Origin of the sequence: Kitasatospora xanthocidica (assembly GCF_014656195.1) — a bacterium.
GTDB lineage: Bacteria > Actinomycetota > Actinomycetes > Streptomycetales > Streptomycetaceae > Kitasatospora > Kitasatospora xanthocidica.
The window spans coordinates 105,583-127,149 of sequence record NZ_BNBY01000006.1 but is presented as its reverse complement, the minus strand read 5'-3'; the positions used below and the strand labels follow the sequence as shown (position 1 = coordinate 127,149).

Genomic DNA, 21,567 nt, shown 5'->3' with positions numbered 1-21,567 from the left:
GGCCGCGGGGGGCTCCCGCCGGCCTGCCGAGGCCGCACGCGGGGGTACGGGAGCGGGTACGGGACGTGGTCGCCGCGGCGGCGAGAGGCGGGGTGAGGGACGCGTGGGGGTGACCTACAAGTACTTCGGAGCCCCCGACCGCGCGACCGCCGCCAGAGTCCCCACCGCCCTCGGCCCGGGCGGGCTCGGCCTGGACGCCGGCGAACTCGGCTCGCTGGGGCGGCTCGGCGACCTGATGGAGACCAGCGGCTCCCCCACCGGCCACCTCTCCACCAAGATCAAACCGGAGACCATGAGCGCCATGGTCCTCACCGGCATCCAGGGCGTCCCGCTGCACCAGGTGCCGCCGCTGGAACTCGTCGTGCTGCACCCGGACTACGCCGTCGTCCAGCTCCCCCACAACGTCGTCGAGCCGCTCCGCAAGGCCGACGAGACCGAACTCGGCGCCGCCGCCTTCATCTGGTCCACCGTCCCGGACCGGCGCGGGCCGCGGGACGCCTTCGTGATCTACAGCATGCTGCACGAGTGGCAGGACTTCGCCAACCGGCTGCACGAGGCCGGCCACCAGCTGTACTGCCTGGTCTGGCCCTGAGCACGCCACCCCGGAACCGCGGAACGCGGGCCGGGGTGAGGTGATGTGACGATTCGTCAACTCTTCGTGGTGGGCTTCGACTTGAGCACGGTGGCGGCGACCAGCAGCGCCACGGCGAGCAGCACGGCGGCGATCCCGAAGGCGAGCCGGAAGCCGCCCGCGAGGGCGTCGGGGGCGGCCTGCCCGGCCGCGGCCAGGGTGGCCGTACGGCCGTCGGCGAGGGTGGTCAGGACGGCGACCCCGAGCGCGCCGCCGACCTGCTGAGTGGTGTTGAAGAGGCCGGAGGCGGTGCCCGCGTCGTCCGGACCGGCGCCCGACATGCCGAGCACCGCGAGGGTGGAGAGCACCAGGCCGCCACCACCGATGAGCAGCATGGTCGGCAGCAGGTGGACGCCGTACTCGGCGTCGACGGGCAGCCGGGCCAGCAGACCGAGCGCGACGACCAGCAGGGCGAGACCGGCGAGCAGGACGCGGCGCTCGCCGAAGCGCGCGCTCAGCCGGGCGGAGAGCAGCAGGGACACCGCGCCGATGGCGACCGCGGCCGGCAGCATCGCGAGGCCGGTGGCGGCGGCCCCGTAGCCGAGGACGTTCTGCATGTAGAGGGCGGCCAGGATCTGGAAGCCGAACATCCCGGAGATGGTCAGCACCTGGACGAGGTTGGCGCCGGAGACGTCGCGGGAGCGGAACATCCGCAGCGGCAGCAGCGGGTGGGCGGCCCGGCCCTCGTGCCACAGGAAGGCGGCCAGCAGGGCGACGGCGAGCGCGCCCAGGCCGAGGGTGCGGGCGGAGGCCCAACCGTACTCACCGGTGCCGACGATGGTGTAGACGCCGAGCATCAGGGCGGCGGTGATCAGCGCGGCGCCGGGGGCGTCGGCGCCGGCCCGCAGGCCGGGGCCGCGCTCGGACTCCAGCACCCGGACGGCGAGCAGGGCGGCGGCGAGGCCGAGCGGGAGGTTGATCAGGAAGATCCAGTGCCAGTTGAGCGCCTGGGTGAGCACCCCGCCGAGCACCTGGCCGATCGAGGCGCCGGCCGCGCCGACGAAGCTGAACGCGCCGATGGCGCGGCCGCGTTCGCCCGGCTCGGGGAAGAGCGTGACGATCATGCCGAGGCTGACCGAGGAGGCGAGCGCGCCGCCGACGCCCTGCAGGAAGCGGGCGCCGATCAGCAGCCCGGGGCTGGTGGCGACGGCGCAGAGCAGCGAGGCGGCGGTGAAGAGGGCGAGCCCGGCGACGAACACCCGCTTGCGGCCGATCAGGTCGCCGAGCCGGCCGGCCAGCAGCAGCAGGCCGCCGAAGGCGATCAGGTAGGCGTTGACCGTCCAGGTCAGCCCGGCCGGCGAGAAGCCGAGGTCCTCCTGGATGGCCGGCAGGGCCACGGTGACGATCGAGCCGTCCAGGATGATCATCAGCATTCCGGCACAGAGCACCGCGAGGGCGAGCAGGCGGGAACGGGTGGAGGTCGCGGAATCCGTGCGGGGCGCGACCGGCGCGTGCGTGGTCATGGCAGTTCTCCCGGTTCGTCGAGTACCGGGTAAGACGCTATCAGATTGTTTTGTTCGGGACTATCTATCTCGGGAGCAGGTTCCGAGGGCAGGCCTCGGGGGCAGGCCTCGGGGGCAGGCTTCGGGCGGTCGGGCTACCCCCGGGCCCGGCGGGCCCTGCGCACGGTGCGTTCGCTCTCCACCGGCTCCGCGAGATGGCCCTCCACCAGGTGGGTCAGGGCCGAGACGAGCACCTCGCGCTCGGGCTGCGGCAGCGACTCCAGCAGCTCCCGGTGCACCCGGTCGGCGATCGCGGTGCCCCGCACGACGGCCCGCTCGCCCTCCTCGGTGACCGAGATGATCCGGGCCCGGCGGTCGGTCGCGGACGGGCGGCGCTCGGCCAGGCCCGCCTTCTCCAGCTCGTCGACGGTGACCACCATCGTGGTCTTGTCCAGGTCGGCCAGCTCGGCCAGCTGGATCTGGGTGCGCTCGGCCTCCTGCGCGTGGAACAGCACGCAGTACGCGCGGGGGGTGATCCCGAGCTCGGTGAAGGCGGCCGACATCCGGGTCGCCAGCACATGGCTGGCGTGGTCCAGCAGGCCGGAGATGTCGCGGATCTGGCGCACGGGAGGGGTCGTCGTCATACGTCCGAGGTTAGCAACGGCCCGTCTGCTGCCGGATGATCCCGTTGCCAACCAACGCCGGGTCTACGGGATGCCCAACTCGAACAGCGCATAGCCGGCGTACCAGCCCGCCGCGATCGCGGGCATCGCGAACAGCCCGACCAGCGAGGACAGCCGCACCTTGCGCAGCGCGAACGCCAGACCGATGCAGAGCGGGAAGGCCGGCAGCAGGTAGCGCGAGATGTTGCCGAAGATCTGGTTGCTGCTCAGCGCGGTGGCGATGGTCAGCGCCGTGTAGACCCAGAGCACCAGCGGCGGCCGGGCGCGCCAGAGCAGCACCAGCAGGCCGGGCAGGGCGATCAGCAGGGCGATCGCGATCAGGTCCGGGACGGGGTTGGACTGCCAGAAGTCCCAGTGCCCGGTGATCACGTCCATGAACGTGCGGAGCGTGGAGGCGCCGCCGTCGAAGTAGCGGTTCCACGCGCCGCGCTGGAGCTTGAAGTAACCGCCCCAGTCCCCCATCCTCCAGCCGACCCAGGCGACGTAGCCGATCAGGCCCCAGGGCGTGATCAGCATCGCGGTCAGCGGACGGGCCACCCCGTCGGTGCGGCGGACCAGCGCGACCAGCGCGGCGATCGAGACGGCGGCGATCAGCGCGGCGGCGGTCGGCCGGTTGAGGCCCGCCACCAGTGCCAGCAGGCCGGCGGTCAGCCAGCGGCGGGTCATCACGCAGTAGCAGGCCCACGCCGACAGCGCGACGAACAGCGAGTCCGAGTAGACCGCCCACTCCACGCCGGAGCCCGGGAACAGGCCCCAGATCACCGCGGCGGTCACGCCCGCCCGGAAGCCGCCGAGCCGCTCGGCGATCGCGAAGATCCCGGCCACGGCGACCAGCGAGGCCAGCACCGAGACCACGATCCCGGAGCCGTACGGGCCGAGCCCGGTGACCGCGCCGACCAGCCGCATCAGCCACGGGTAGAGCGGGAAGAAGGCGGCCGAGTTCTCGTAGTAGGTGGCCAGCGGGAAGCCGCGCAGCGGGATCAGCTGCGGGTCGTACCCGTTCTCGGCGATCCGCTGGTACCAGACGCCGTCCCAGGTGCCCAGCACGTCCCACGGGTTGGCGCCGCCGCCGCGGCCCGGCTGCTTCTTCAGGTAGTCCCCGGTGTGCGAGAGCAGCAGCAGGAAGACGGTCAGGCCGGTGGCCTTGACCACCGCGTACGCGCCCAGCGCGGGTGCGAAGCGGTCCACCAGCGCCCCGAACCGCCCGGGTGCCCGGCCCGCCCCCGTCCCGGACGGCTCCGCCGTCGTCGCCGCGGCGGGCGCCCCGGGTTCGGTGCTGCCGGGCTCGGTGCTGGACGACTCGGTGCTCGATGCCGTGCTCATCTGCTCTGGGTACTCCCCGCCCCGCTCGTGGTCCGCGCGGCTCCGGCGCAACGATGTTCCCGAGAGCCTACGGCACGCCCCCGGCGGGCCCGCCGACCCCCGCCCGGTGGAAAACCCCTGGCGCCCGGGCGGCGGCGCCCGCGACGATTCCCCGTATGCCCAGCACCCCCGCGACACGCCTGATCAGGGCCGCGCACACCGCCGACACGATCACCGTCTACCAGGCGTTCCCGCCGGAGATCGCGGAGCCCGCGGCCGCCGAGGGGCGGTTCCCGGAGGCCTTCAAGCGCGACCGGATGACCTGGATCAAGCCGTCGTTCCTCTGGATGATGCACCGCAGCGACTGGGGCCGCAGCCCCGGGCAGGAGCGGGTGCTGGCCCTGGAGATCAGCCGGGAGGGCTTCGACTGGGCGCTGGAGCGGGCGGTGCTGAGCGCCTACACCGGCCGGGTGCACGACTCGCAGGCGGCCTGGAAGCGGGAGCTGCGGCAGAGCCCGGTGCGGGTCCAGTGGGACCCGGAGCGCGATCTGCACCTGCGGCCGCTGGACCACCGGGCGGTCCAGGTCGGGCTGCGCGGCGAGGCGGTACGGCGGTACGCGGACGAGTGGATCCGGCGGATCTCGGACGTCACCGCGCTCGCCGAGCGGGTGCGGGTGGGGCGGGATCCGGGGCTGCTGCCGGTCGAGACGGCGTACCCGGTGGGTGCGGCCGTCGCCGCCCGGTTGGGGGCGGCGACGGTGTGAGGGGCGGGGTCAGCCCTCGGCTCAGGCCCTGACTCAGACCCTGACTCAGGCCCTGGCTCAGCCCTTGGCTCAGCCCTTGACGTAGACGATGCCGAGCTTGGTGAGCTGCCAGAGCTGGTTGGCGGCTCCGGTGTCGGTGGCCAGCTCGACGTAGGGGTTGCCCTTGGCGTCGAGGGTGCTGCCGGCCGCCAGGACCTTGCCCTGGTCCTGGGAGTCGGCGATCTTGTAGCGGCCGTCGCCGGCCGGCTTGAACACCCAGTGCTGGTTGCCGCCGCCGTTGCAGCGCCACTGCTGGATCCGGGTGCCGGGGGCGGTCGAGGCCGCGTTGGCGTCCAGGCACATGTCCCGGTTGCCGCTGAAGTCGAGCTCGTAGCCGCCGCCGGCCTTGGCCTCCAGCACGAAGGACTGGTTGAGCCCGCCGCCGGCCGGGTAGCTGATCGCGGCCCGGCCGTTGGTGGAGTCGCCGTAGCTGCCGCCGCCGGTGAGGTCCAGGGCGTTGCCGGTGCCCGCGTTGGTCAGCTGGTACCAGGCGCCGTCCTCCGGGACGTCGCCGAAGGGCTTGCCCGGGGTGAGCGGCTGGATCGACGTGGTGTTCTGCTGGTTGAGCGTGCAGTACGCCTGGGCCAGCTCGGGCCGGGCGTAGAACTGGCCGAGGCAGACGCCCTCGCCGCGGTAGCCGGCCACCCGCAGGTGGTACGACTGGCGGACCATGTTCATGCACAGGCCGGGGATCCCGATCTGCGAGTCGCAGCCGTTGCGCACCCACTCGGAGAGGTTGATGACGTCCCCGTTGCTGTACTCGTACGGGGAGCTGGTCCACTCCGCGCAGACCTCGTGCCCGAAGGCGACCCGCCGCTGGTCCAGGTAGCGGACGCCGGGCACCTGCTCGGCCGCGCCGCGCAGGGCGTCGCTGAAGGTCGGGACCACCCAGTTGTGGCCCCAGGCGAGGTCCTCGGGGAAGGCCGGACAGCCGTCGGCGACCTTGCCGAGGTAGTCGTTGCGCCGGATGTCCGGGGTGATCGGGTTGAAGTACGACTGGTAGACCAGCTGGTACGAGGAGTCGGCGTAGCCGGCCCGGCGCATGGTCTGCCGGATGTTCTGCAGCGCCGCGACGACCTTGGGCTGGACGCCCTTGGCGCGCTTGCGGATCTCGTCGCTGCCGATGGTGTCGCGGCAGCCCTGGTCCTTGGGGACGGGGAAGTACTGCGCCAGGCAGTGCATCATGACGCCGCTGAAGTCGAAGTCGTCGTTGGCCCCGATCGTCACCACGACCAGCTTCACGTCGTACCTGGCCGCCGTGTCGGCGAGCTTGACGTCCTGCTTGGGCTCCCCGAAGTCGCCGCTGCCCGGGCCGGTGATCTTCGCCAGCTCGGGGTCGCTGACCAGGTCGCCGGTCTGGGCGCCGGAGCAGGCGAGGTCGATCGGGGTGACCCCGGGGATGTCGGTGACGAAGATCTCCGACTTGGGGTGCCGGTGGCAGTAGTTGGTGGGGCTGTCCGTCTCGGGGAAGTAGCCGTCGCCGGTGTCGGTGCCGGCCCCTTCCCCGGATATGGCGCTGTCGCCGAGGGCGACGACCGCGGCCGGTTTGGCGGCGCCGGGCGCCGGGGCCGGTGCCGAGTCGGCGAGGGCGGCGGGGGCGCCGGCCAGGCCGAGGGTGGCGAGGAGGGCGCCGGTGGCGAGTGCCGCCGACAGCCGGGACCTGATCACACGCGACTCCTTGCAGGGGGGTGGGGACCGCCCGGGCGGGCGCCGAGCGGCGCGGAGCAGGAGAGGGAGCGGAAAAGGTGAGCAGGACTCGGATTCTAGGTACTGACAAGTAACGCAACAAGGCTTCTGACAGCGCCGGGAGCTGACGGCCGGACGGGCAACGCCTCGGGCGACGCTTCGGGCAACGCCTCGGGGAACGCGAAGAGCCGCCGCTCCGCGCCCCAGGAGGGAAGCGCGGAACGGCGGCTCGCACCGGCCGAACCGGGTGCGGTCTCAGCCCACGTTGGCGCAGTGGTTGCCGAACGCAGGGTTCAGCAGGCCGATGACGTTGATGGTGTTGCCGCACAGGTTGACCGGCACGTGCACCGGAATCTGGACCTGGTTGCCCGAGATGACACCGGGGGAACCGGCCGCGACGCCCTCGGCGCCGGAGCTGGCCATCGCGGAGCCGGCGCCGGCGGCCACGATGCCCACCACGGCCGCGCCCACGGCGGCGGTCTTCTTGATGCTCATGCGAGCCTCCTGACTGTTCAACAGAGATGCACGGGGAGTGCGACATCAAGAACGACACCCGTCCGGAGCGGTTGCGACGGCGCTCGTACTGTCACCCGTCCGGAGCAACGGGGTCTCCGGTCGGCATTCGGGTGATCGGCTTCGACCGGACCGTTTCCCCGCGCGCGGTGCCTCGTTCTCCCTCACGGAACCCGATCCACCGGCCCCCACACACGAATCGAGTACGGCCATGCGCAAGCGAGCCCACGGCGTCGTCGGCACCGCGGCCACCGGCGGCTCGATCGGCGTGGCGGGCCTCCCGAACGCGGCGTCCGGCAATCCCCGCCGGAACGCCTGACCGGGAATTCCACCTGGTCGCGCCTTCGCTCCGAAGCCTTTCCCGGCCGTGCGGGAATCGTTTCGACAGGCGCTGCTGGAACGGCGACCGCGTCCACGCCCGAGCCATGGGCGGAACACGCCGGTGTGCGCCACCCGAGTGAAAATCACGGCAATCCCTGAACCCTTCGGGTGAGTATTCGTACTCGCCCGGATCCCGACATTCACCTTCCGTCGGGCAGAAATCGGAGGAATGACATGCGTAACCTCAAGAAGGCCGCCGCGCTCTCCCTGGCCGCCACCGGCCTGGTGCTCGGTGCCGCCGGCGGTGCCTTCGCCAGCTCCGGCGCCGAGGGCGTCGCCGCCGGCTCCCCGGGTGTGCTCTCCGGCAACCAGATCCAGGTGCCGATCCACATCCCGCTGAACGTCTGCGGCAACAGCATCGGCGTCGTCAGCATCCTGAACCCGGCGTTCGGCAACAAGTGCGCCAACATCGGCTGAACCCGCGGTCGTCCTAGCGGCGACAGCTGATTCACCGAGCCCGTGCCGCGCCCCGCAGCGCCGGGGCGCGGCACGCTCCACCCGTGTGTGATCGAGGAGATCAACCCCCATGCAGAACGTGAAGAAGGCCGCCGTCCTCTCCGCCGCCGCCGCCGGCCTGGTGCTGGGCGCGGCCGGGTCCGCCGCCGCCAGCTCGGGCGCCGAGGGCGTCGCCGCCGGCTCCCCCGGTGTCGCCTCCGGCAACCAGATCCAGGTTCCGGTGCACATCCCGATCAACCTGTGCGGCAACTCCATCGACGTGATCGGCCTGCTGAACCCGGCGTTCGGCAACAGCTGCGCCAACGTCGAGGCGCACCCGGCGCCGCCCGCGGACGACTGCTGATCCCCGATCGGCACGTGTTCCGGCCGTACTGCCCCCCGACCAGCCGGCCGGGGGGCAGTTCGGCATCCCCGGACGGACGTCCGGGATCCCCGATCCTCCGAAGGGTGATCCGCATGGTTTCGAAGAAGAGCGGGGCCGGTCTGGCCGCCGCCGTCGGTGCCGCGGTGCTGCTCGGCGCCGGTTCGGCGCAGGCCGCCACCGCCCCGGCCGGTCAGGCCCCGGCCGGTCCGGCGACGCTGGCCAGGACCGACATCGGCCAGGCGCTGAACGGCACGACCTCCGGCCTCGGCTACGGCGTCGCGCCGATCAAGAGCCTGCGCCTGGACCCCTGGGCGAACTCCTCCGCCGACGTGCTCAACAACGGCGCGACCGTCCAGCCGGACCAGGGCCTGGCCCCGGTCGGCACCGACACGCTGACCGGCCCGCTGAGCGCGGGCGGCGGCGTCAAGGACCTGCCGCTGGTCGGCGGGCTGACCGGCGTCCTGCCGGGCTGAGCCCCCGGACGCGCCGGAGCCCGGCACCCCGTCGCGCGAGCGGGGTGCCGGGCTCCTGCCGTACCGGGCGCCGGGCCGGTGCCCGAGCTCCCGGACCGGGGCCGGTGCCGGGACACGAACCGGTGCCGGGCCACGGAGCGGTGCCGGGGTCGGGTCGGATCAGAGCCGGGTCAGAGCCGGGTCAGGTCGGTCAGCCCGGTCTGCTGGACCACGCCGGTGGCGGTCGCGGTGGTGCCCGCCGGGTCGGCCAGTCCGGTCTGCCCCACCACCTCGGTGGCGGTCGCGGCGGTGGTCGTGGTCAGGTCGCTCACCTCGTCGGTGACGGAGAGCCGGTGGTCCTCGCCGCCGAGGCTGGCATTGGCCCCGGGGACGGCCTGCACGGCGCCGGTGAGCAGGCGCGGGTCGAGCTCGTCCACCTTGAGCCGGCCGTCGGCGAGCTGCCCGGCGCCGTCCTGGGCCAGCGAGAGCGGCTTGCCGAGGGTGAGACCGGGGGTGTCGGCGTGCAGCGGCGAGGCCGGGGCGTCCAGCAGCACCGCGCCGAGGTCGGCGCCCTGGTCGACCAGCGGGAGCGGCAGCTCGGCCTTGGCGCTCGGGCCGACCTTGCCGGTGCTCAGCTGGGGGACGATCCGCTCCGGGATCAGCTCGCTGCTGGTGCTGGTGGTCCGGCCGGGCACCGGCGGCATGACCAGCGAGGTCGGGATGCCGGCCGAGAGGTGGCTGCCCAGCGGGGTGAGCGGCACGTCCGCCGGGACCTGCTGGGTGGCCAGCTTGTCCTCCAGGGCTCCGACCTGGTCGGGGCCGACCGGCGCGGCGGAGGCCGGTCCCTGGGAGGCGAGCATGCCCGCACCGACCGCCAGCAGCATCGCGCCGGCCCTCTTGGAGAACTTCATGCTTTTCACCGTTCTGCTGTCCGTACTGGGGATCACTCGGGGGAAGGGCTGCGCGGGCGCAGCCGGAAAGCAATCTGCCTCAACGAGTGAGCGGGAGCCCGGATTGCGCCGGTTAACCGGATCGGCCTAATAATGCGACCGGAAAGCGCCCGACGCCGCGCCTCCCGGACTCTTTTCAAGAATCCCCGTAACCTTCCGTGCCGTCATTCTTTGATCTGGACGTCAGTGACTGCAGACCGGGTCTGAGCGTTCTACGCGTTGTACGCACGGAATCCAAGCATTTCAGAGAGGGATCTCCCCATGATCCAGAAGTCCTTCGCCGCTGCCGGCCTGGCCGTCGCCGCGCTGGCCGCCGCAGCCGCGCCCGCCTCGGCCATCGGTGACGCGGACGGCTCCGCCGCCTCCATCGAGGGCAACGGCGGTACCAACTTCACCGGCACGGTCGGGAACAACAGCCCGAACTTCCACTTCCTGGACAACGCGAACGTCTGCCTCCCCGAGATCCACAACATCGCCGTCGGTGTGCTCGGGGTGGCCGTTCCGGTCGAGGTCCCGATCGCCAACAGCGGCGGCAAGCAGTACTGCACCCAGGGCCAGGGCACCCAGAGCCACGGCGACGCGGGCGTGTCCCACCTGATCGGCTGACGCTCCGTTCAGCTCACCCTGCACCACCCTCTGATCCACCTTCGAATCGCTCCCCGATTCACCCTCGAGAGGAAAACCGGAAATGATCAAGAAGTCCCTCGCCGCCGCCGGCCTGGCCGCCGCCGCCATCGCGATGTCCGCCGGCTCGGCCTCCGCCATCGTCGACTCGGACGGCGCCGCCACCTCCGTCCAGGGCAACGGCGGCACCAACCAGACCGGCACCCACGGCAACGGCAGCCCGAACTTCCACACCCTGGACAACGCGAACATCTGCCTGCCGGAGGTCCACAACATCGCCGTCGCCGTGATCGGCGTCGCGGTTCCGGTCGAGGTTCCGGTCCTGAACAGCACCCCGAAGCAGATCTGCAACGTCGGCCAGAACACCCAGTCCTCGGGCGACGCGGGCGTCTCGCACCTGATCGGCTGATCAAGGGGCACGGCACGGACGGAGGGCCCGGGGAGGAAGGTCTCCCCGGGCCCTCCGGGCTTGTGACGGACGAGGTGTCCGGCCGGCCGCCACCGGGCGGACCGGCCGGGTGACCGGTCGTCCGGCCCGGCGCGTGGGGCGCCGGGCCGGACGGCCGGATGTGAACACGTGTCAGAGCGCCCGCGGGGGCGCTCCCAGAGAGAGGGCAGATCCATGAAGAGCACGCTGGCCAAGGCCGCACTGACCGTCACCGCCGCCCTGGCACTCGCGGGTGCCGCCACCCCGGCCTTCGCCCACGTCGGCCTCGCGGGCGGCGGCGGCATCGTCGCCTCGGCCGACGAGCCGTTCGTGGCCGGCGGGGGCTGGGGCATCGCCCACACCACCGACGTCGCCGCCGGCGGCTTCGGCGGCGGCGCGGCCACCTCCACCGACCTGATCGGCGGCGGCGAGGGCTTCGCGCACATCAAGGGCTGGCAGTAACAGCCGGAAGGCCGGGCCGCTCCCCGCGGGGGGAGCGGCCCGGCCTTCCGCTTTTCCGCACACTCCCGCCCCGAACCGAAGGGGCGCGCCGGTGCCGAAAGGGAGAAGCGAGGAGGCCCGAGGAACGAGGGCCTTGGAGCGCCGACCGTCGGCACCGGGTCGGAGCGCCCCGGAGGTGAGCGGGCGAGTATCAGAGCATTCCAGCGGCCTCGACGGCCCAGTAGGTGAGGATCTGCTCGGCGCCGGCCCGGCGGATCGAGGTGAGCGTCTCCAGGATGGTGCGCTCCCGCTCGATCCAGCCGTTGGCGGCGGCCGCCTCCACCATCGAGTACTCGCCGGAGATCTGGTAGGCGGCCACCGGCACCGGGGAGGCGTCGGCGACCTGCCGCAGCACGTCCAGGTACAGCATGGCCGGCTTCACCATCACCAGGTCCGCGCCCTCGGCGAGGTCCAGCTCCAGCTCGCGCAGGGCCTCCCGGGCGTTGGCCGGGTCCTGCTGGTAGGTCTTGCGGTCGCCCTTGAGCGAGGAGTTGACGGCCTCGCGGAACGGGCCGTACAGCGCGGAGGCGTACTTGGCGGTGTAGGCGAGGACGCTGACGTCCTGGTGGCCGGCCTCGTCCAACGCCCGGCGGATCACCGCGATCTGACCGTCCATCATGCCGGACGGGCCGACCATGTGGACGCCCGCCTCGGCCTGGACCACGGCCATCTCGGCGTAGCGCGCCAGGGTCGCGTCGTTGTCCACGCTGCCGTCCTCGGCCAGCACGCCGCAGTGGCCGTGGTCGGTGAACTCGTCCAGGCAGAGGTCCGACATGACCACCAGCTGGTCGCCGACCTCGGCGACCACGTCGCGGATGGCCTGCTGCAGGATCCCGTCCGGGTTGGTCCCCTCGGAGCCGACGGCGTCCTTCACCTCGGGCAGGCCGAACAGCATGATGCCGCCCACGCCGGCCTCGGCCGCCTCCACCGCGGCCTTCCGCAGGGTGTCCCGGGTGTGCTGGACCACGCCGGGCATCGAGGCGATCGGCTTCGCCTCGGTGAGGCCCTCGCTCACGAACGCGGGCAGGATCAGCTCCGCCGGGTGCAGCCGGGTCTCGGCCACCAGTCGGCGCATCGCCGGGCTCTGGCGCAGCCGGCGGGGACGTACGTACGGGAATTCAGCGGACACGGCTTCTCTCTCCGAACGGTCGTGCAGTGCCGGGGGCGAGCAACCGCCGCCCCCGGCCTCATGGTTGAGGATCCTCAGCGGGCCTTGCGGCGCGAACCCGGACGGCGCTCGCTGGGCCGGTAGACCGGCTCACCGGCGGCCGTCGCGGTGTCGCGGCGCTTGGCCCCGAAGTCTGCCAGGGCCTGGGCCAGCGCGGCCGCCGACGGCGCCGGGGCCATCACGTCGACCCGCAGGCCGTGCTCCTCGGCGGTCTTGGCGGTGGCCGGGCCGATGCAGGCGATGACCGTGACGTTGTGCGGCTTGCCCGCGATGCCGACCAGGTTCCGGACGGTCGAGGACGAGGTGAACAGCACCGCGTCGAAACCGCCGCCCTTGATCGCCTCACGGGTCTCGGCGGGCGGCGGCGAGGCGCGCACCGTCCGGTACGCCGTCACGTCGTCGACCTCCCAGCCGAGCTCGACCAGACCGGCCACCAGGGTCTCGGTGGCGATGTCGGCGCGCGGCAGCAGCACCCGGTCGATCGGGTCGAAGACCGGGTCGTACGGCGGCCAGTCCTCCAGCAGGCCGGCGGCGGACTGCTCGCCGGAGGGCACCAGGTCGGGCTTCACGCCGAAGTCCACCAGGGCCTGCGCGGTGGTCTCGCCGACCGCCGCGACCTTGATCCCGGCGAACGCGCGGGCGTCCAGGCCGTACTCCTCGAACTTCTCCCGGACGGCGCGCACCGCGTTCACCGAGGTGAAGGCGATCCACTCGTAGCGGCCGGTGACCAGGCCCTTGATGGCCCGCTCCATCTGCTGCGGGGTGCGCGGCGGCTCGACCGCGATGGTCGGCACCTCCTGCGGCACCGCGCCGTACGAGCGCAGCTGCTCGGACAGGCCGGTGGCCTGCTCCTTGGTGCGCGGCACGAGGACGTTCCAGCCGAACAGCGGCTTGGTCTCGAACCACGAGTGCGAGGCCCGGTGGGCGACCTGCTCGCCCACCACGGCTATCACCGAGGTGGCCGGGTCCACCGGCGCGGAGACCGGCGAGGGCAGCACCCGGGCGGCCTTCAGGTCGGCCGCGATGGCGGACAGCGTGGAGGTGAAGGTCCGCTGCCGGGTGGTGGTGCCGGAGAGCGTCGCACTGAGCGCGGACTCCGGCTTGCGGCCGTTGGAGACCAGCGCGTTGGCGGTGGCCGGCAGCTGGCCCAGGGTGGTGCGGACGACCAGGGTGGTCTCCGGCGCGCCCAGGTCGACCGGCCCCCCGGCCAGCAGCTGGGCGCCGTCCACGAAGCGCACGTCGGTGCCGGCGCCGGCGCGCAGCGGGACGCCCGCGTACGCCGGGACGCCGACCGACTGGGCGACGCCCGGGATGACCTCGAAGGGGATCCCGTCGCCCGCGCAGCGGAGCATCTCCTCGGCGGCGCAGCCGTCCAGGCCCGGGTCGCCGTCGACGGTGCGGACCACGTGCTTGCCGGAGCGGACGGCCTCGGCGACGACCTTGGCCAGGTCGAAGTCGGTGCCCTCGGCGGCCGGGGCGTGCACCTGTACGGCGGCCGGACAGTGGCTGCGCACGGCGGCGGCGGTCAGCGGGTCGGCGACCAGCACGTCGGCCGTGGACAGCACCTCGACCGCGCGCAGGGTCAGCAGGCCCGGGTCCCCGGGGCCCGCGCCCAGGAAGGTGCACCGTCCGGTGGCGGGCTGCCCGGCGGGGAACAGGGCGTCGGTGGCGGCGGTGGGGCTCATCGGGCTCGCTCCCCCATCAGGGCGGCCGCGCCCCCGTCGAGCAGCCGGCCGGCCAGCGCGCGGCCGAGGGCCACCGCCTGCCGCTCGGCGGTCTCGTCGAGGACGATCGGACCATTGGCGGACATCTTCAGCAGGGCGGATCCGTCGGGGTTGCCGACCACACCGTCCAGCCGCAGTTCGTTCTCCCGGCCCCAGGTGGCCAGCGCGGCCACGGGCGCCGAGCAGCCGGCCTCCAGGGTGGCCAGCAGGGCGCGCTCGGCGGCCACGGCGACCCGGGTGGGGGCGTGGTCCAGGGCGGCGAGCGCGGCGGCCAGGTCCGGGTCGGCGGCGGTGCACTCGATCGCGAGCGCGCCCTGGCCGGGGGCCGGGACCATCAGCTCGGGGTCGAGGTGCTGGGAGATCTCGGCGGCGCGGCCGAGCCGGTTCAGGCCGGCCGTGGCCAGGACCACCGCGTCCAGCTCGCCGCCGGCCACGTAGCCGATCCGGGTGTCCACGTTGCCGCGGATCGCGACGGTCTCCAGCTGGGCGCCGCGGGCGGTGGCCCAGGCGTTCAGCTGCGCCATCCGGCGGGGCGAGCCGGTGCCGATCCGGGCCGGGCGGCCGGCTCCGGCCAGCTTCTCCACCAGCTCGTCCAGGTTCAGGCCCTCGGCCGCGACCAGGGCGTCCCGGACGTCCTCCCGCTCGGGGACGGCGGCCAGCACCAGGCCCTCGGGGGCGGCGGTGGGCAGGTCCTTGAGCGAGTGCACGGCGAAGTCGATCCGGCCCTCCAGCAGCGCGTCCCGCAGCGCGGAGACGAACACGCCGGTGCCGCCGATCTGCGCCAGCGCCTCGCGGGAGGTGTCGCCGTACGTGGTGATCTCGACCAGCTCGACGGGGCGCCCGGTGACCCTGGTCACCTCGCGGGCCACCATGCCCGACTGGGCCATGGCGAGGGCGCTGCGCCGGGTGCCGAGCCGCAGTGCCGCGGTGGCCGAGGGCTGCTCGGTGATCGGTTGACCATTCATGGGGTGATCGTCCCGGTGGTACTCGTGGGATGGCTGACGGTTCATCTGGTGCCCCCGGCGGAGGGCTGGGGCGCGCCGCCGACGGGCGTGCCGGACACCGCGTGCACGGCGGCCGGGTCGAGGTCGAACAGTTCGCGCAGGGCCTCCGCGTAGGAGGCGCCGCCGGGCTCGGCGGCCAGCTGCTTCACCCGGACGGTCGGGGCGTGCAGCAGCTTGTCGACGACGCGGCGGACGGTCTGGCCGATCTCCGCGCGGGACCGCTCGTCCAGGTCGGGCAGCCGGGACTCCAGCCGGCCCAGCTCGGCGGCGACCACGTCGGAGGCCATCGAGCGCAGCGCGACGACGGTCGGCGCGATCCGGGCGGCCCGCTGGGCGGCGCCGAAGGCGGTGACCTCGTCGGCGACGATCCGGGTGACCTGGTCGACGTCGCCGGCACCGGGGGTGGCGGCGTGCGCGTGGGAGAGGCTCTCCAGGTCGACCAGCAGGGCGCCGTCCAGCTCGTGCACGGCGTGGTCGACGTCGCGCGGCATGGCCAGGTCGAGCAGGGCGAGCGGGCCCCGGCCGGCCGGGCGCAGGGCGACGGCGGCGGCCACGTCCTCGGCCTTGACCACCACACCGGCCGCGCCGGTGCAGGAGATCACCAGGTCGACGTCGGCGAGCGCCTCCGGCACCTTGGCCAGGTCCAGGGTGCGGGCCACGTCCGGGCCGAGGATCTCCACCAGCCGCTCGGCGCGGGCCGCGGTGCGGTTGGCGATCAGCAGGTCGGTGACGCCGGAGCGGACCAGGGTGGCGGCGGCCAGCGAGCTCATCGAGCCGGCGCCGACCACCAGCGCGCGCTTGCCGGCGATCTCGCCCGCGCCCGCCGCGACCTGCTCCAGGCCGAAGGTGACCAGCGACTGGCCGGCCTTGTCGATGCCGGTCTCGCTGTGCGCCCGCTTGCCGACCCTCAGCGCCTGCTGGAACAGCTCGTTCAGGCCGCGTCCGGCGGTGTGCTCCTCCTGGGCCTTGGCCAGGGCGTCGCGCAGCTGGCCGAGGATCTGGCCCTCGCCGACCACCATCGAGTCCAGCCCGCAGGCCACCGAGAACAGGTGGTGGACGGCGCGGTCCTCGTAGTGGACGTACAGGTGGGAGGTCAGCTCCTCCAGGTCCACCCCGCTGTGGTGGGCCAGCAGCAGCGACAGCTCGGCGACGCCGGCGTGGAACTTGTCCACGTCCGCGTACAGCTCGATCCGGTTGCAGGTGTTCAGCAGCGCGGCCTCGGCGACGGTCGCGGTGGCGGCCGCGTCGTGCAGCAGCCGGGTCGGCACCCCGCCGGTCAGCGCGGCGCGCTCGAGCACCCCGACCGGGGCCGTGCGATGGCTCAGCCCTACGACGAGAAGGCTCATGCCCGCCCCCCACAGCTCTCGGTGTTCATGCGGGCATCACCGCGGAGAGATCCCCGTCGCCGCCCTTGGCGGACTTTCCCTTGGCCGGCTCGGCCTGGTCCTTGGGCGCCGGCTCGGCGGCGCCCCGGCCCTTGCCGCTGCCGCCGGCCGCGCGGCGCAGCTTGGCGGCGGCCGCGCGGACCGGGCCGGGGGCGCGGTCGAGCACGGACTCGGCGCGGTCGTCGGGCTCCTCGCCGGCCTTGCGCTGCTCGTGGAACGCCAGGATCTGGAGCTCGATGGAGAGGTCCACCTTGCGCACGTCCACGCCGTCCGGGACGGTCAGCACGGTCGGGGCGAAGTTCAGGATGCTGGTGACGCCGGCCTCGACCAGCCGGTCGCAGACCTGCTGGGCCGCGCCGGGCGGGGTGGTGATCACGCCGATGGAGACGTGCTGGCTCTCGACGATCGACTCCAGCTCGTCCATGTGGCGCACCGGCAGGCCGGCCGCGCTGGTGCCGACCACGTTCGCGTCGGCGTCGAGCAGGGCGGCCACCCGGAAACCGCGGGAGGCGAAGCCGCCGTAGTTGGCGAGGGCGTGGCCGAGGTTCCCGATGCCGACGATGACCACGGGCCAGTCCTGGGTCAGGCCGAGCTCGCGGGAGATCTGGTAGACGAGGTACTCGACGTCGTAGCCGACGCCGCGGGTGCCGTAGGAGCCGAGGTAGGAGAAGTCCTTGCGGAGCTTGGCCGAGTTCACGCCGGCCGCGGCAGCCAGCTCCTCGGAGGAGACGGTCGGCACCGAGCGCTCGGAGAGCGCGGTGAGGGCCCGCAGGTAGAGGGGAAGGCGGGCGACGGTCGCCTCCGGGATGCCCCGGGCACGCGAGGGTCGGCGCGCGGCGCCCTGGTCGGGCGTCTGCGAACTGCTCTGTGGTGATCGGCCGATTGCCACGGTGCTCCTGTGGGTGAAGCTGGGCTTTGGCAGCCAGGCTATGCGTTTGTGAACGTGTGCACAAAGATGGTGTCCGTTTTGTCCGGGCACAGTGATGCGCATCACGCCGTCGAACCCATAGCAGCGGCCTGGGTCAGCACGACCTCCGGGGCCTGGGAACCGGGCAGCCAGGGGCCGTACGGAGCCTCCCGCCGCAGCAGCGGGACGCCCCCTCCGGACGGGCGGGACCGCGCCCGGCCCAGCCGCGGCCAGGGCACCCCGGCCGCCTCGCGCAGCGGGCCCGCCCAGTCGTCCCGCGGGCAGGACGGGGCGCCCAGGCAGTGCCGCAGCAGGTCGGCCGTCACCCGGGCGTCGCCCAGCGCGGTGTGCGCCGGGTACCAGCCCAGGCCCGCCGCCTCCGCGCAGGCCGCCAGGCCGTGACTCGGGGCCTCCGGCAGGTGGACCCGGGCCAGCTCCATCGTGCACAGCAGCGGGACGGGCGGCAGCGGCACCCCGATCCGGGCGAACTCGCGATCCAGGAAGGCCTGGTCACAGGTGACGTGGTGGCCGACCAGCACCCGCCCGGCCAGCAGCTCCAGCAGCAGCGGGGCGATCTCGCGGAAGCGCGGGGCGCCCTCGACGTCGCCCTGGTGTATCCGGTGCACATGGGTCGGGCCGACCGGGCCCAGCGGGTCCAGCAGGGTGGCGAACTCCCCCTCGGGGCACAGCCGCTCGTCGAGCAGCACCACGGCGACCTCGACCACCCGGTGCCGCCACGGGCTGCGGCCGGTCGCCTCCACGTCCACCACGGCGAAGCCCCGGGCCCCGGACGGGCCTTCGGGCGTGCCAGGTGTCGGACCGGGAAGCATGGCGACACTCCTCGTGTGCTCAGCCCCCCACGGGCGCAAACGCGTTCGATCGTAAGCCGACCAACCCGCCCCGCCCCAAGCCGAAACGGCGTGCGTTTGGCAACGATTCGGCGAAGCGCCCCCGCCGATCGGCGGGGGCGCGGACACCGGCGCGAGGGGCCGTTCAGCCGCCCAGGGCCGCGCGCAGCCGCCGCTCGTCGACCCGCCAGAAGTCGTGCTGCCGGCCGTCGATCAGGGTGACCGGGATCTGCTCCCAGTAGCGGCGGAACAGTTCCTCGTCCTGGGTGATGTCCTTCTCCTCGAAGGACGCCCCCAGCTCGCCCGCCACCCGGACGATCACCTCGCGGGCCTCGTCGCAGAGGTGGCAGCCGGGCTTGCCGACCAGGGTCACGGTACGGTCCGCGGGCTTGGGGGTCTTGCGTCGCAGCAGTGGGCTCACCAGCCCATTGTGGGCGCTGTCATTCGCCCGCACTGCCACTCGCCCGCACTGCCACTCGCCCGCACTGCCACTCGCCCGCTCGCCTCCGGGCCGCTCGGACCCGGTGCCGACGGTCGGCGCTCCCTCGCTCGTGCCTCGCTCCCTCGCTTCTCCCTTTCGGCACCGGCACGGCCCTTCGGCTCGGGGCGGGGCGCCCGGCCTGTCCTTGGCCCGCCCAGGGCGTGCCCGGGGCCCGCCCGGCGCGTCGGGTGTCCGCCCGGTGCCCGGTGGAGCTGTTCACCTCGTGGGCACGGCTCCGTCACGGCCTCCGCGTGCCCGGCTGGCTATGCTCGATGCCATGGCCGTGCTCCGAAGGCTCACCCAGTCGAGACGTTCCACCAGCGAGCGGAGCGCCCTGGCCGGCGAGGCCGCCGCCGAGGCTGCCGAGGCCGCACTGGCCGCCGAGCCCGGGCCCGCGCCGACCGCCCCCGCGACGGACGCGCCGACCCCGCGGGAGGCCGACGGGGCTCCGGCCGCGGCCAGGCCCGGGAAGACCCCCAAGGCCCCGGCCGAGAACCACACCCCGGACCCGGACGACCCCCGCGCCGCGGCCTTCTTCGACTGCGACAACACCATCCTGCGCGGCGCCGCGATCTTCTACCTCGGCGTCGGCCTCTACCGCCGCGGCTTCCTCACCCGCCGCGACATCGCCCGCTTCGCCTGGCAGCAGGCCTGGTTCCGGCTGCACGGCGCCGAGGACCCGGACCACATCTCGGACGCCCGGAACACCGCCCTCGGCATCGTCGCCGGCAAGCCCACCGCCGACCTGGAGGCGATCTGCGAGGAGATCTTCGAGGAGGTCGTCGCCGACAAGATCTGGCCGGGCACCCGCGCCCTGGTCCAGATGCACCTGGACGCCGGCCAGCGGGTCTGGCTGGTGACCGCCGCCCCGCTGGAGGTGGCCCGGATCATCGCCCGGCGGCTCGGCATGACCGGCGCGCTCGGCACCGTCGCCGAGGCCCGGGACGGCCGGTACACCGGCGGTCTGGTCGGCGACCTGCTGCACGGCCCGGCCAAGGCCGCCGCCGTCCGCGCGCTGGCCCGCCGCGAGCGCCTCGACCTCGACCGCTGCGCCGCGTACAGCGACTCGGCCAACGACATCCCGATGCTCTCGCTGGTCGGCCACCCGTACGTGGTGAACCCGGACGGCGCGCTGCGCCGCCACGCCCGGGCCCAGGGGTGGCGGGTGCGGGACTTCCGGACCGGGCGGAAGGCGGCCCGGGTGGGCCTGCCGGCCGCGGCCGCGGTCGGCGTGCTGGCCGGCGGCGCGGCCGCCGCGGTGGCACTGCACCGCCGTCGCCGGCGCGCCTGATCCCACCCTCCCGCGGCCGTCACCGGCGCTCGCGCGGGCTCACCCGGCCCGTTCCCCCGGGCGGGTGAGCGGGCGTCAACCAGGGCCCTGAGCTGGCCGCTCTTACGGGCGAACTCCCTTGCATCACAGGCGAGTCCGGGGTGGTTGAGCGAACCTGTCAGCCGGTGACCGGTTCTGATCGTTCGCCAGACCGGGAAAGTCGGGGGTTGCCGAGCCTCAAGGCTGGGAAACCGCCCGTCAGACCGCCGAATTGGTCACCCTGGGCGCCCGTTCGATCACGTTGAGCCGGATGAACGATGACAGCTCCGGTCAGTGTCAGCCGAATATGCACAACAACTGGATCCCAAACGACCACTTCGACCACACGGTGTAGCTGTCATTGCACAAAGCGTTATTCTCTCCTGGATGCACGTCACCACGCGTCCCGCTCGAACGGACGCTTCGGGGAGTGCTCTCCGCGCAGGCGGAGGTGATCCGTCCACAGTTCTGCCTCTGGGAGTCCCGTGTACCCACCCGTCCGGAACGACGCGCCTGCACCCTCCCGCCCGTCGTCCGCGCCCCTGCGCCCCCGCTCCGGCCACCGCGTCCGCCCGGCCGCCGAGCGGCAGATCTCCACCGGCCTGGACCTGCTGCGCACGCTGCTCCGCAGCCAGCTCGCCGCCTCGCCCCAACTCGCGACCGCCGGCGGACCGTTCGGCCACCCGCACGGCACCGGCCTGGCGCTGCGCACCACCGCCGCCGGCTCGACCGGCACCGGGGCGCGCGGCCGCACCGGCACCACCGGCGTCGGCCGCGGCCGCGCCCGGACGACGACCGGCCCCGGGTACGAGACCGAGCACAACCCGATCATGGAGCTGGTCGAGCGGGCCCAGGCCGGCGAGAGCGACGCCTTCGGCCGGCTCTACGACCACTACGCGGACACCGTCTACCGGTACATCTACTACCGGGTCGGCAGCCGGGCCACGGCCGAGGACCTCACCAGCGAGACCTTCCTGCGCGCGCTGCGCCGGATCGGCACCTTCACCTGGCAGGGCCGGGACTTCGGCGCCTGGCTGGTCACCATCGCCCGCAACCTGGTCGCCGACCACTTCAAGTCCAGCCGCTTCCGGCTGGAGGTCACCACCGGCGAGATGCTCGACTCCAACGAGTGCGAGCGCAGCCCGGAGGAGTCGGTGCTGGAGTCGCTCTCCAACGCCGCCCTGCTGGACGCGGTGCGCCGGCTCAACCCGCAGCAGCAGGAGTGCGTCACCCTGCGCTTCCTGCAAGGGCTTTCGGTCGCCGAGACGGCCCGGATCATGGGCAAGAACGAGGGTGCCATCAAGACCCTGCAGTACCGCGCCGTGCGCACCCTGGCCCGGCTGCTCCCGCCCGACGCGCGGTGAGCCGGCCGTGACCGAGGGGGACATAGCCGGAGGGCCGCCCGGCCGGCCGTCACCGTCCGCGCCCGACCGACACGTCAGAGTGAACGGTCGATCCGATGATCAGCCGTGCGTAACCGACCGCCCGCACCGCTCGTTGGCCACGGTGCAAGCCTCCACCAGGCG

Annotated in this window: 23 protein-coding genes; 10 read left to right on the top strand and 13 right to left on the bottom strand. The window is 73.5% G+C overall.

What is annotated here, in order from left to right:
• Positions 1-109 precede the first annotated feature (109 nt).
• Positions 110-592 carry a hypothetical protein gene (locus tag IE332_RS12935; RefSeq protein WP_078589103.1) on the top strand — a complete coding sequence of 161 codons (483 nt, stop codon included), beginning with the start codon at positions 110-112 and terminating at the stop codon, positions 590-592.
• A 56-nt stretch (positions 593-648) separates the two neighbouring features.
• On the opposite strand, the gene IE332_RS12930 is transcribed toward IE332_RS12935, so the two are convergent.
• From IE332_RS12930 to IE332_RS12920, 3 genes are all read right to left on the bottom strand, one after another.
• Positions 649-2,094, bottom strand: coding sequence for an MFS transporter (locus tag IE332_RS12930; protein ID WP_189915969.1), 1,446 nt, complete (start codon positions 2,092-2,094; stop codon positions 649-651).
• A gap of 134 nt (positions 2,095-2,228) precedes the next feature.
• Positions 2,229-2,717, bottom strand: a complete 489-nt coding sequence (locus IE332_RS12925) for a MarR family winged helix-turn-helix transcriptional regulator (RefSeq protein WP_189915968.1) — start codon at positions 2,715-2,717, stop codon at positions 2,229-2,231.
• Between the two features lie 63 nt (positions 2,718-2,780).
• Positions 2,781-4,079 carry a glycosyltransferase family 39 protein gene (locus IE332_RS12920; RefSeq protein WP_189915967.1) on the bottom strand — a complete coding sequence of 433 codons (1,299 nt, stop codon included), beginning with the start codon at positions 4,077-4,079 and terminating at the stop codon, positions 2,781-2,783.
• A gap of 155 nt (positions 4,080-4,234) precedes the next feature.
• Between IE332_RS12920 and IE332_RS12915 the strand changes: the two genes are divergently transcribed.
• Positions 4,235-4,822, top strand: coding sequence for a DUF4291 domain-containing protein (locus IE332_RS12915; protein WP_189915966.1), 588 nt, complete (start codon positions 4,235-4,237; stop codon positions 4,820-4,822).
• Between the two features lie 69 nt (positions 4,823-4,891).
• Here the strand turns inward: IE332_RS12915 and IE332_RS12910 are convergent, their stop codons facing one another.
• Both IE332_RS12910 and IE332_RS12905 read right to left on the bottom strand, forming a co-directional pair.
• Complete coding sequence (locus tag IE332_RS12910; RefSeq protein ID WP_189915965.1) at positions 4,892-6,529, bottom strand: RICIN domain-containing protein; 1,638 nt, start codon at positions 6,527-6,529, stop codon at positions 4,892-4,894.
• A 273-nt stretch (positions 6,530-6,802) separates the two neighbouring features.
• A complete protein-coding gene (locus IE332_RS12905) occupies positions 6,803-7,042 on the bottom strand; it encodes a chaplin (RefSeq protein WP_189915964.1) in 240 nt (79 codons plus the stop codon).
• Between the two features lie 573 nt (positions 7,043-7,615).
• On the opposite strand from IE332_RS12905, the gene IE332_RS12900 reads away from it, so the two are divergent.
• The 3 genes from IE332_RS12900 to IE332_RS12890 all read left to right on the top strand — a co-directional run bounded on the left by IE332_RS12900 (position 7,616) and on the right by IE332_RS12890 (position 8,734).
• Positions 7,616-7,858, top strand: a complete 243-nt coding sequence (locus tag IE332_RS12900; RefSeq protein ID WP_189915963.1) for a chaplin — start codon at positions 7,616-7,618, stop codon at positions 7,856-7,858.
• A gap of 109 nt (positions 7,859-7,967) precedes the next feature.
• Positions 7,968-8,240, top strand: a complete 273-nt coding sequence (locus tag IE332_RS12895; protein WP_189915962.1) for a chaplin — start codon at positions 7,968-7,970, stop codon at positions 8,238-8,240.
• Positions 8,241-8,344: 104 nt separating this feature from the next.
• Positions 8,345-8,734, top strand: coding sequence for a hypothetical protein (locus IE332_RS12890; protein WP_373313715.1), 390 nt, complete (start codon positions 8,345-8,347; stop codon positions 8,732-8,734).
• 170 nt (positions 8,735-8,904) lie between these two features.
• On the opposite strand, the gene IE332_RS12885 is transcribed toward IE332_RS12890, so the two are convergent.
• Entirely contained in the window at positions 8,905-9,624 is a 720-nt protein-coding gene (locus IE332_RS12885; RefSeq protein WP_189915961.1) for a hypothetical protein, read from the bottom strand.
• 300 nt (positions 9,625-9,924) lie between these two features.
• On the opposite strand from IE332_RS12885, the gene IE332_RS12880 reads away from it, so the two are divergent.
• The 3 genes from IE332_RS12880 to IE332_RS12870 all read left to right on the top strand — a co-directional run bounded on the left by IE332_RS12880 (position 9,925) and on the right by IE332_RS12870 (position 11,176).
• A complete protein-coding gene (locus tag IE332_RS12880) occupies positions 9,925-10,269 on the top strand; it encodes a rodlet layer protein (RefSeq protein WP_189915960.1) in 345 nt (114 codons plus the stop codon).
• Between the two features lie 82 nt (positions 10,270-10,351).
• On the top strand, positions 10,352-10,696 hold the full coding sequence (locus IE332_RS12875; RefSeq protein ID WP_121174808.1) for a rodlet layer protein: 345 nt from the start codon (positions 10,352-10,354) through the stop codon (positions 10,694-10,696).
• Between the two features lie 213 nt (positions 10,697-10,909).
• A complete protein-coding gene (locus IE332_RS12870) occupies positions 10,910-11,176 on the top strand; it encodes a hypothetical protein (RefSeq protein WP_189915959.1) in 267 nt (88 codons plus the stop codon).
• A 190-nt stretch (positions 11,177-11,366) separates the two neighbouring features.
• Here the strand turns inward: IE332_RS12870 and hemB are convergent, their stop codons facing one another.
• The 7 genes from hemB to IE332_RS12835 all read right to left on the bottom strand — a co-directional run bounded on the left by hemB (position 11,367) and on the right by IE332_RS12835 (position 18,672).
• Positions 11,367-12,344 (bottom strand): porphobilinogen synthase, encoded by a 978-nt coding sequence (gene hemB / locus IE332_RS12865; RefSeq protein WP_189915958.1) that lies wholly within the window; start codon positions 12,342-12,344, stop codon positions 11,367-11,369.
• A 74-nt stretch (positions 12,345-12,418) separates the two neighbouring features.
• On the bottom strand, positions 12,419-14,068 hold the full coding sequence (locus IE332_RS12860; protein ID WP_189915957.1) for a bifunctional uroporphyrinogen-III C-methyltransferase/uroporphyrinogen-III synthase: 1,650 nt from the start codon (positions 14,066-14,068) through the stop codon (positions 12,419-12,421).
• Positions 14,065-15,072 (bottom strand): hydroxymethylbilane synthase, encoded by a 1,008-nt coding sequence (gene hemC, locus IE332_RS12855; RefSeq protein ID WP_189915956.1) that lies wholly within the window; start codon positions 15,070-15,072, stop codon positions 14,065-14,067. The genes IE332_RS12860 and hemC overlap by 4 nt, the downstream gene beginning before the upstream one ends.
• Before the next feature lie 41 nt (positions 15,073-15,113).
• Entirely contained in the window at positions 15,114-16,457 is a 1,344-nt protein-coding gene (locus IE332_RS12850) for a glutamyl-tRNA reductase (protein ID WP_189915955.1), read from the bottom strand.
• A gap of 25 nt (positions 16,458-16,482) precedes the next feature.
• Positions 16,483-17,379, bottom strand: a complete 897-nt coding sequence (locus IE332_RS12845) for a redox-sensing transcriptional repressor Rex (protein WP_189916223.1) — start codon at positions 17,377-17,379, stop codon at positions 16,483-16,485.
• Positions 17,380-17,486: 107 nt separating this feature from the next.
• Complete coding sequence (locus tag IE332_RS12840; protein WP_189915954.1) at positions 17,487-18,233, bottom strand: 3'-5' exonuclease; 747 nt, start codon at positions 18,231-18,233, stop codon at positions 17,487-17,489.
• A 163-nt stretch (positions 18,234-18,396) separates the two neighbouring features.
• Positions 18,397-18,672 (bottom strand): glutaredoxin family protein, encoded by a 276-nt coding sequence (locus IE332_RS12835; RefSeq protein WP_189915953.1) that lies wholly within the window; start codon positions 18,670-18,672, stop codon positions 18,397-18,399.
• A 337-nt stretch (positions 18,673-19,009) separates the two neighbouring features.
• Here IE332_RS12835 and IE332_RS12830 point away from each other — a divergent pair, with 337 nt between their 5' ends.
• Together IE332_RS12830 and IE332_RS12825 are read left to right on the top strand one after the other, a co-directional pair.
• Positions 19,010-20,023 carry an HAD family hydrolase gene (locus IE332_RS12830; RefSeq protein WP_189915952.1) on the top strand — a complete coding sequence of 338 codons (1,014 nt, stop codon included), beginning with the start codon at positions 19,010-19,012 and terminating at the stop codon, positions 20,021-20,023.
• A 608-nt stretch (positions 20,024-20,631) separates the two neighbouring features.
• Entirely contained in the window at positions 20,632-21,405 is a 774-nt protein-coding gene (locus IE332_RS12825) for an ECF subfamily RNA polymerase sigma factor, BldN family (protein WP_373313727.1), read from the top strand.
• Positions 21,406-21,567: the final 162 nt, after the last annotated feature.

Excerpts from the sequence above, each read along its gene's own strand:
- IE332_RS12930 (WP_189915969.1), bottom strand. The coding sequence starts at position 2,094 with ATGACCACGCACGCGCCGGTCGCGCCCCGCACGGATTCCGCGACCTCC.
- IE332_RS12925 (WP_189915968.1), bottom strand. The coding sequence starts at position 2,717 with ATGACGACGACCCCTCCCGTGCGCCAGATCCGCGACATCTCCGGCCTG.
- IE332_RS12920 (WP_189915967.1), bottom strand. The coding sequence starts at position 4,079 with ATGAGCACGGCATCGAGCACCGAGTCGTCCAGCACCGAGCCCGGCAGC.
- IE332_RS12915 (WP_189915966.1), top strand. The coding sequence starts at position 4,235 with ATGCCCAGCACCCCCGCGACACGCCTGATCAGGGCCGCGCACACCGCC.
- IE332_RS12905 (WP_189915964.1), bottom strand. The coding sequence starts at position 7,042 with ATGAGCATCAAGAAGACCGCCGCCGTGGGCGCGGCCGTGGTGGGCATC.
- IE332_RS12900 (WP_189915963.1), top strand. The coding sequence starts at position 7,616 with ATGCGTAACCTCAAGAAGGCCGCCGCGCTCTCCCTGGCCGCCACCGGC.
- IE332_RS12895 (WP_189915962.1), top strand. The coding sequence starts at position 7,968 with ATGCAGAACGTGAAGAAGGCCGCCGTCCTCTCCGCCGCCGCCGCCGGC.
- IE332_RS12885 (WP_189915961.1), bottom strand. The coding sequence starts at position 9,624 with ATGAAGTTCTCCAAGAGGGCCGGCGCGATGCTGCTGGCGGTCGGTGCG.
- IE332_RS12880 (WP_189915960.1), top strand. The coding sequence starts at position 9,925 with ATGATCCAGAAGTCCTTCGCCGCTGCCGGCCTGGCCGTCGCCGCGCTG.
- IE332_RS12875 (WP_121174808.1), top strand. The coding sequence starts at position 10,352 with ATGATCAAGAAGTCCCTCGCCGCCGCCGGCCTGGCCGCCGCCGCCATC.
- IE332_RS12870 (WP_189915959.1), top strand. The coding sequence starts at position 10,910 with ATGAAGAGCACGCTGGCCAAGGCCGCACTGACCGTCACCGCCGCCCTG.
- IE332_RS12860 (WP_189915957.1), bottom strand. The coding sequence starts at position 14,068 with ATGAGCCCCACCGCCGCCACCGACGCCCTGTTCCCCGCCGGGCAGCCC.
- hemC (WP_189915956.1), bottom strand. The coding sequence starts at position 15,072 with ATGAATGGTCAACCGATCACCGAGCAGCCCTCGGCCACCGCGGCACTG.
- IE332_RS12850 (WP_189915955.1), bottom strand. The coding sequence starts at position 16,457 with ATGAGCCTTCTCGTCGTAGGGCTGAGCCATCGCACGGCCCCGGTCGGG.
- IE332_RS12840 (WP_189915954.1), bottom strand. The coding sequence starts at position 18,233 with ATGCTTCCCGGTCCGACACCTGGCACGCCCGAAGGCCCGTCCGGGGCC.
- IE332_RS12830 (WP_189915952.1), top strand. The coding sequence starts at position 19,010 with ATGGCCGTGCTCCGAAGGCTCACCCAGTCGAGACGTTCCACCAGCGAG.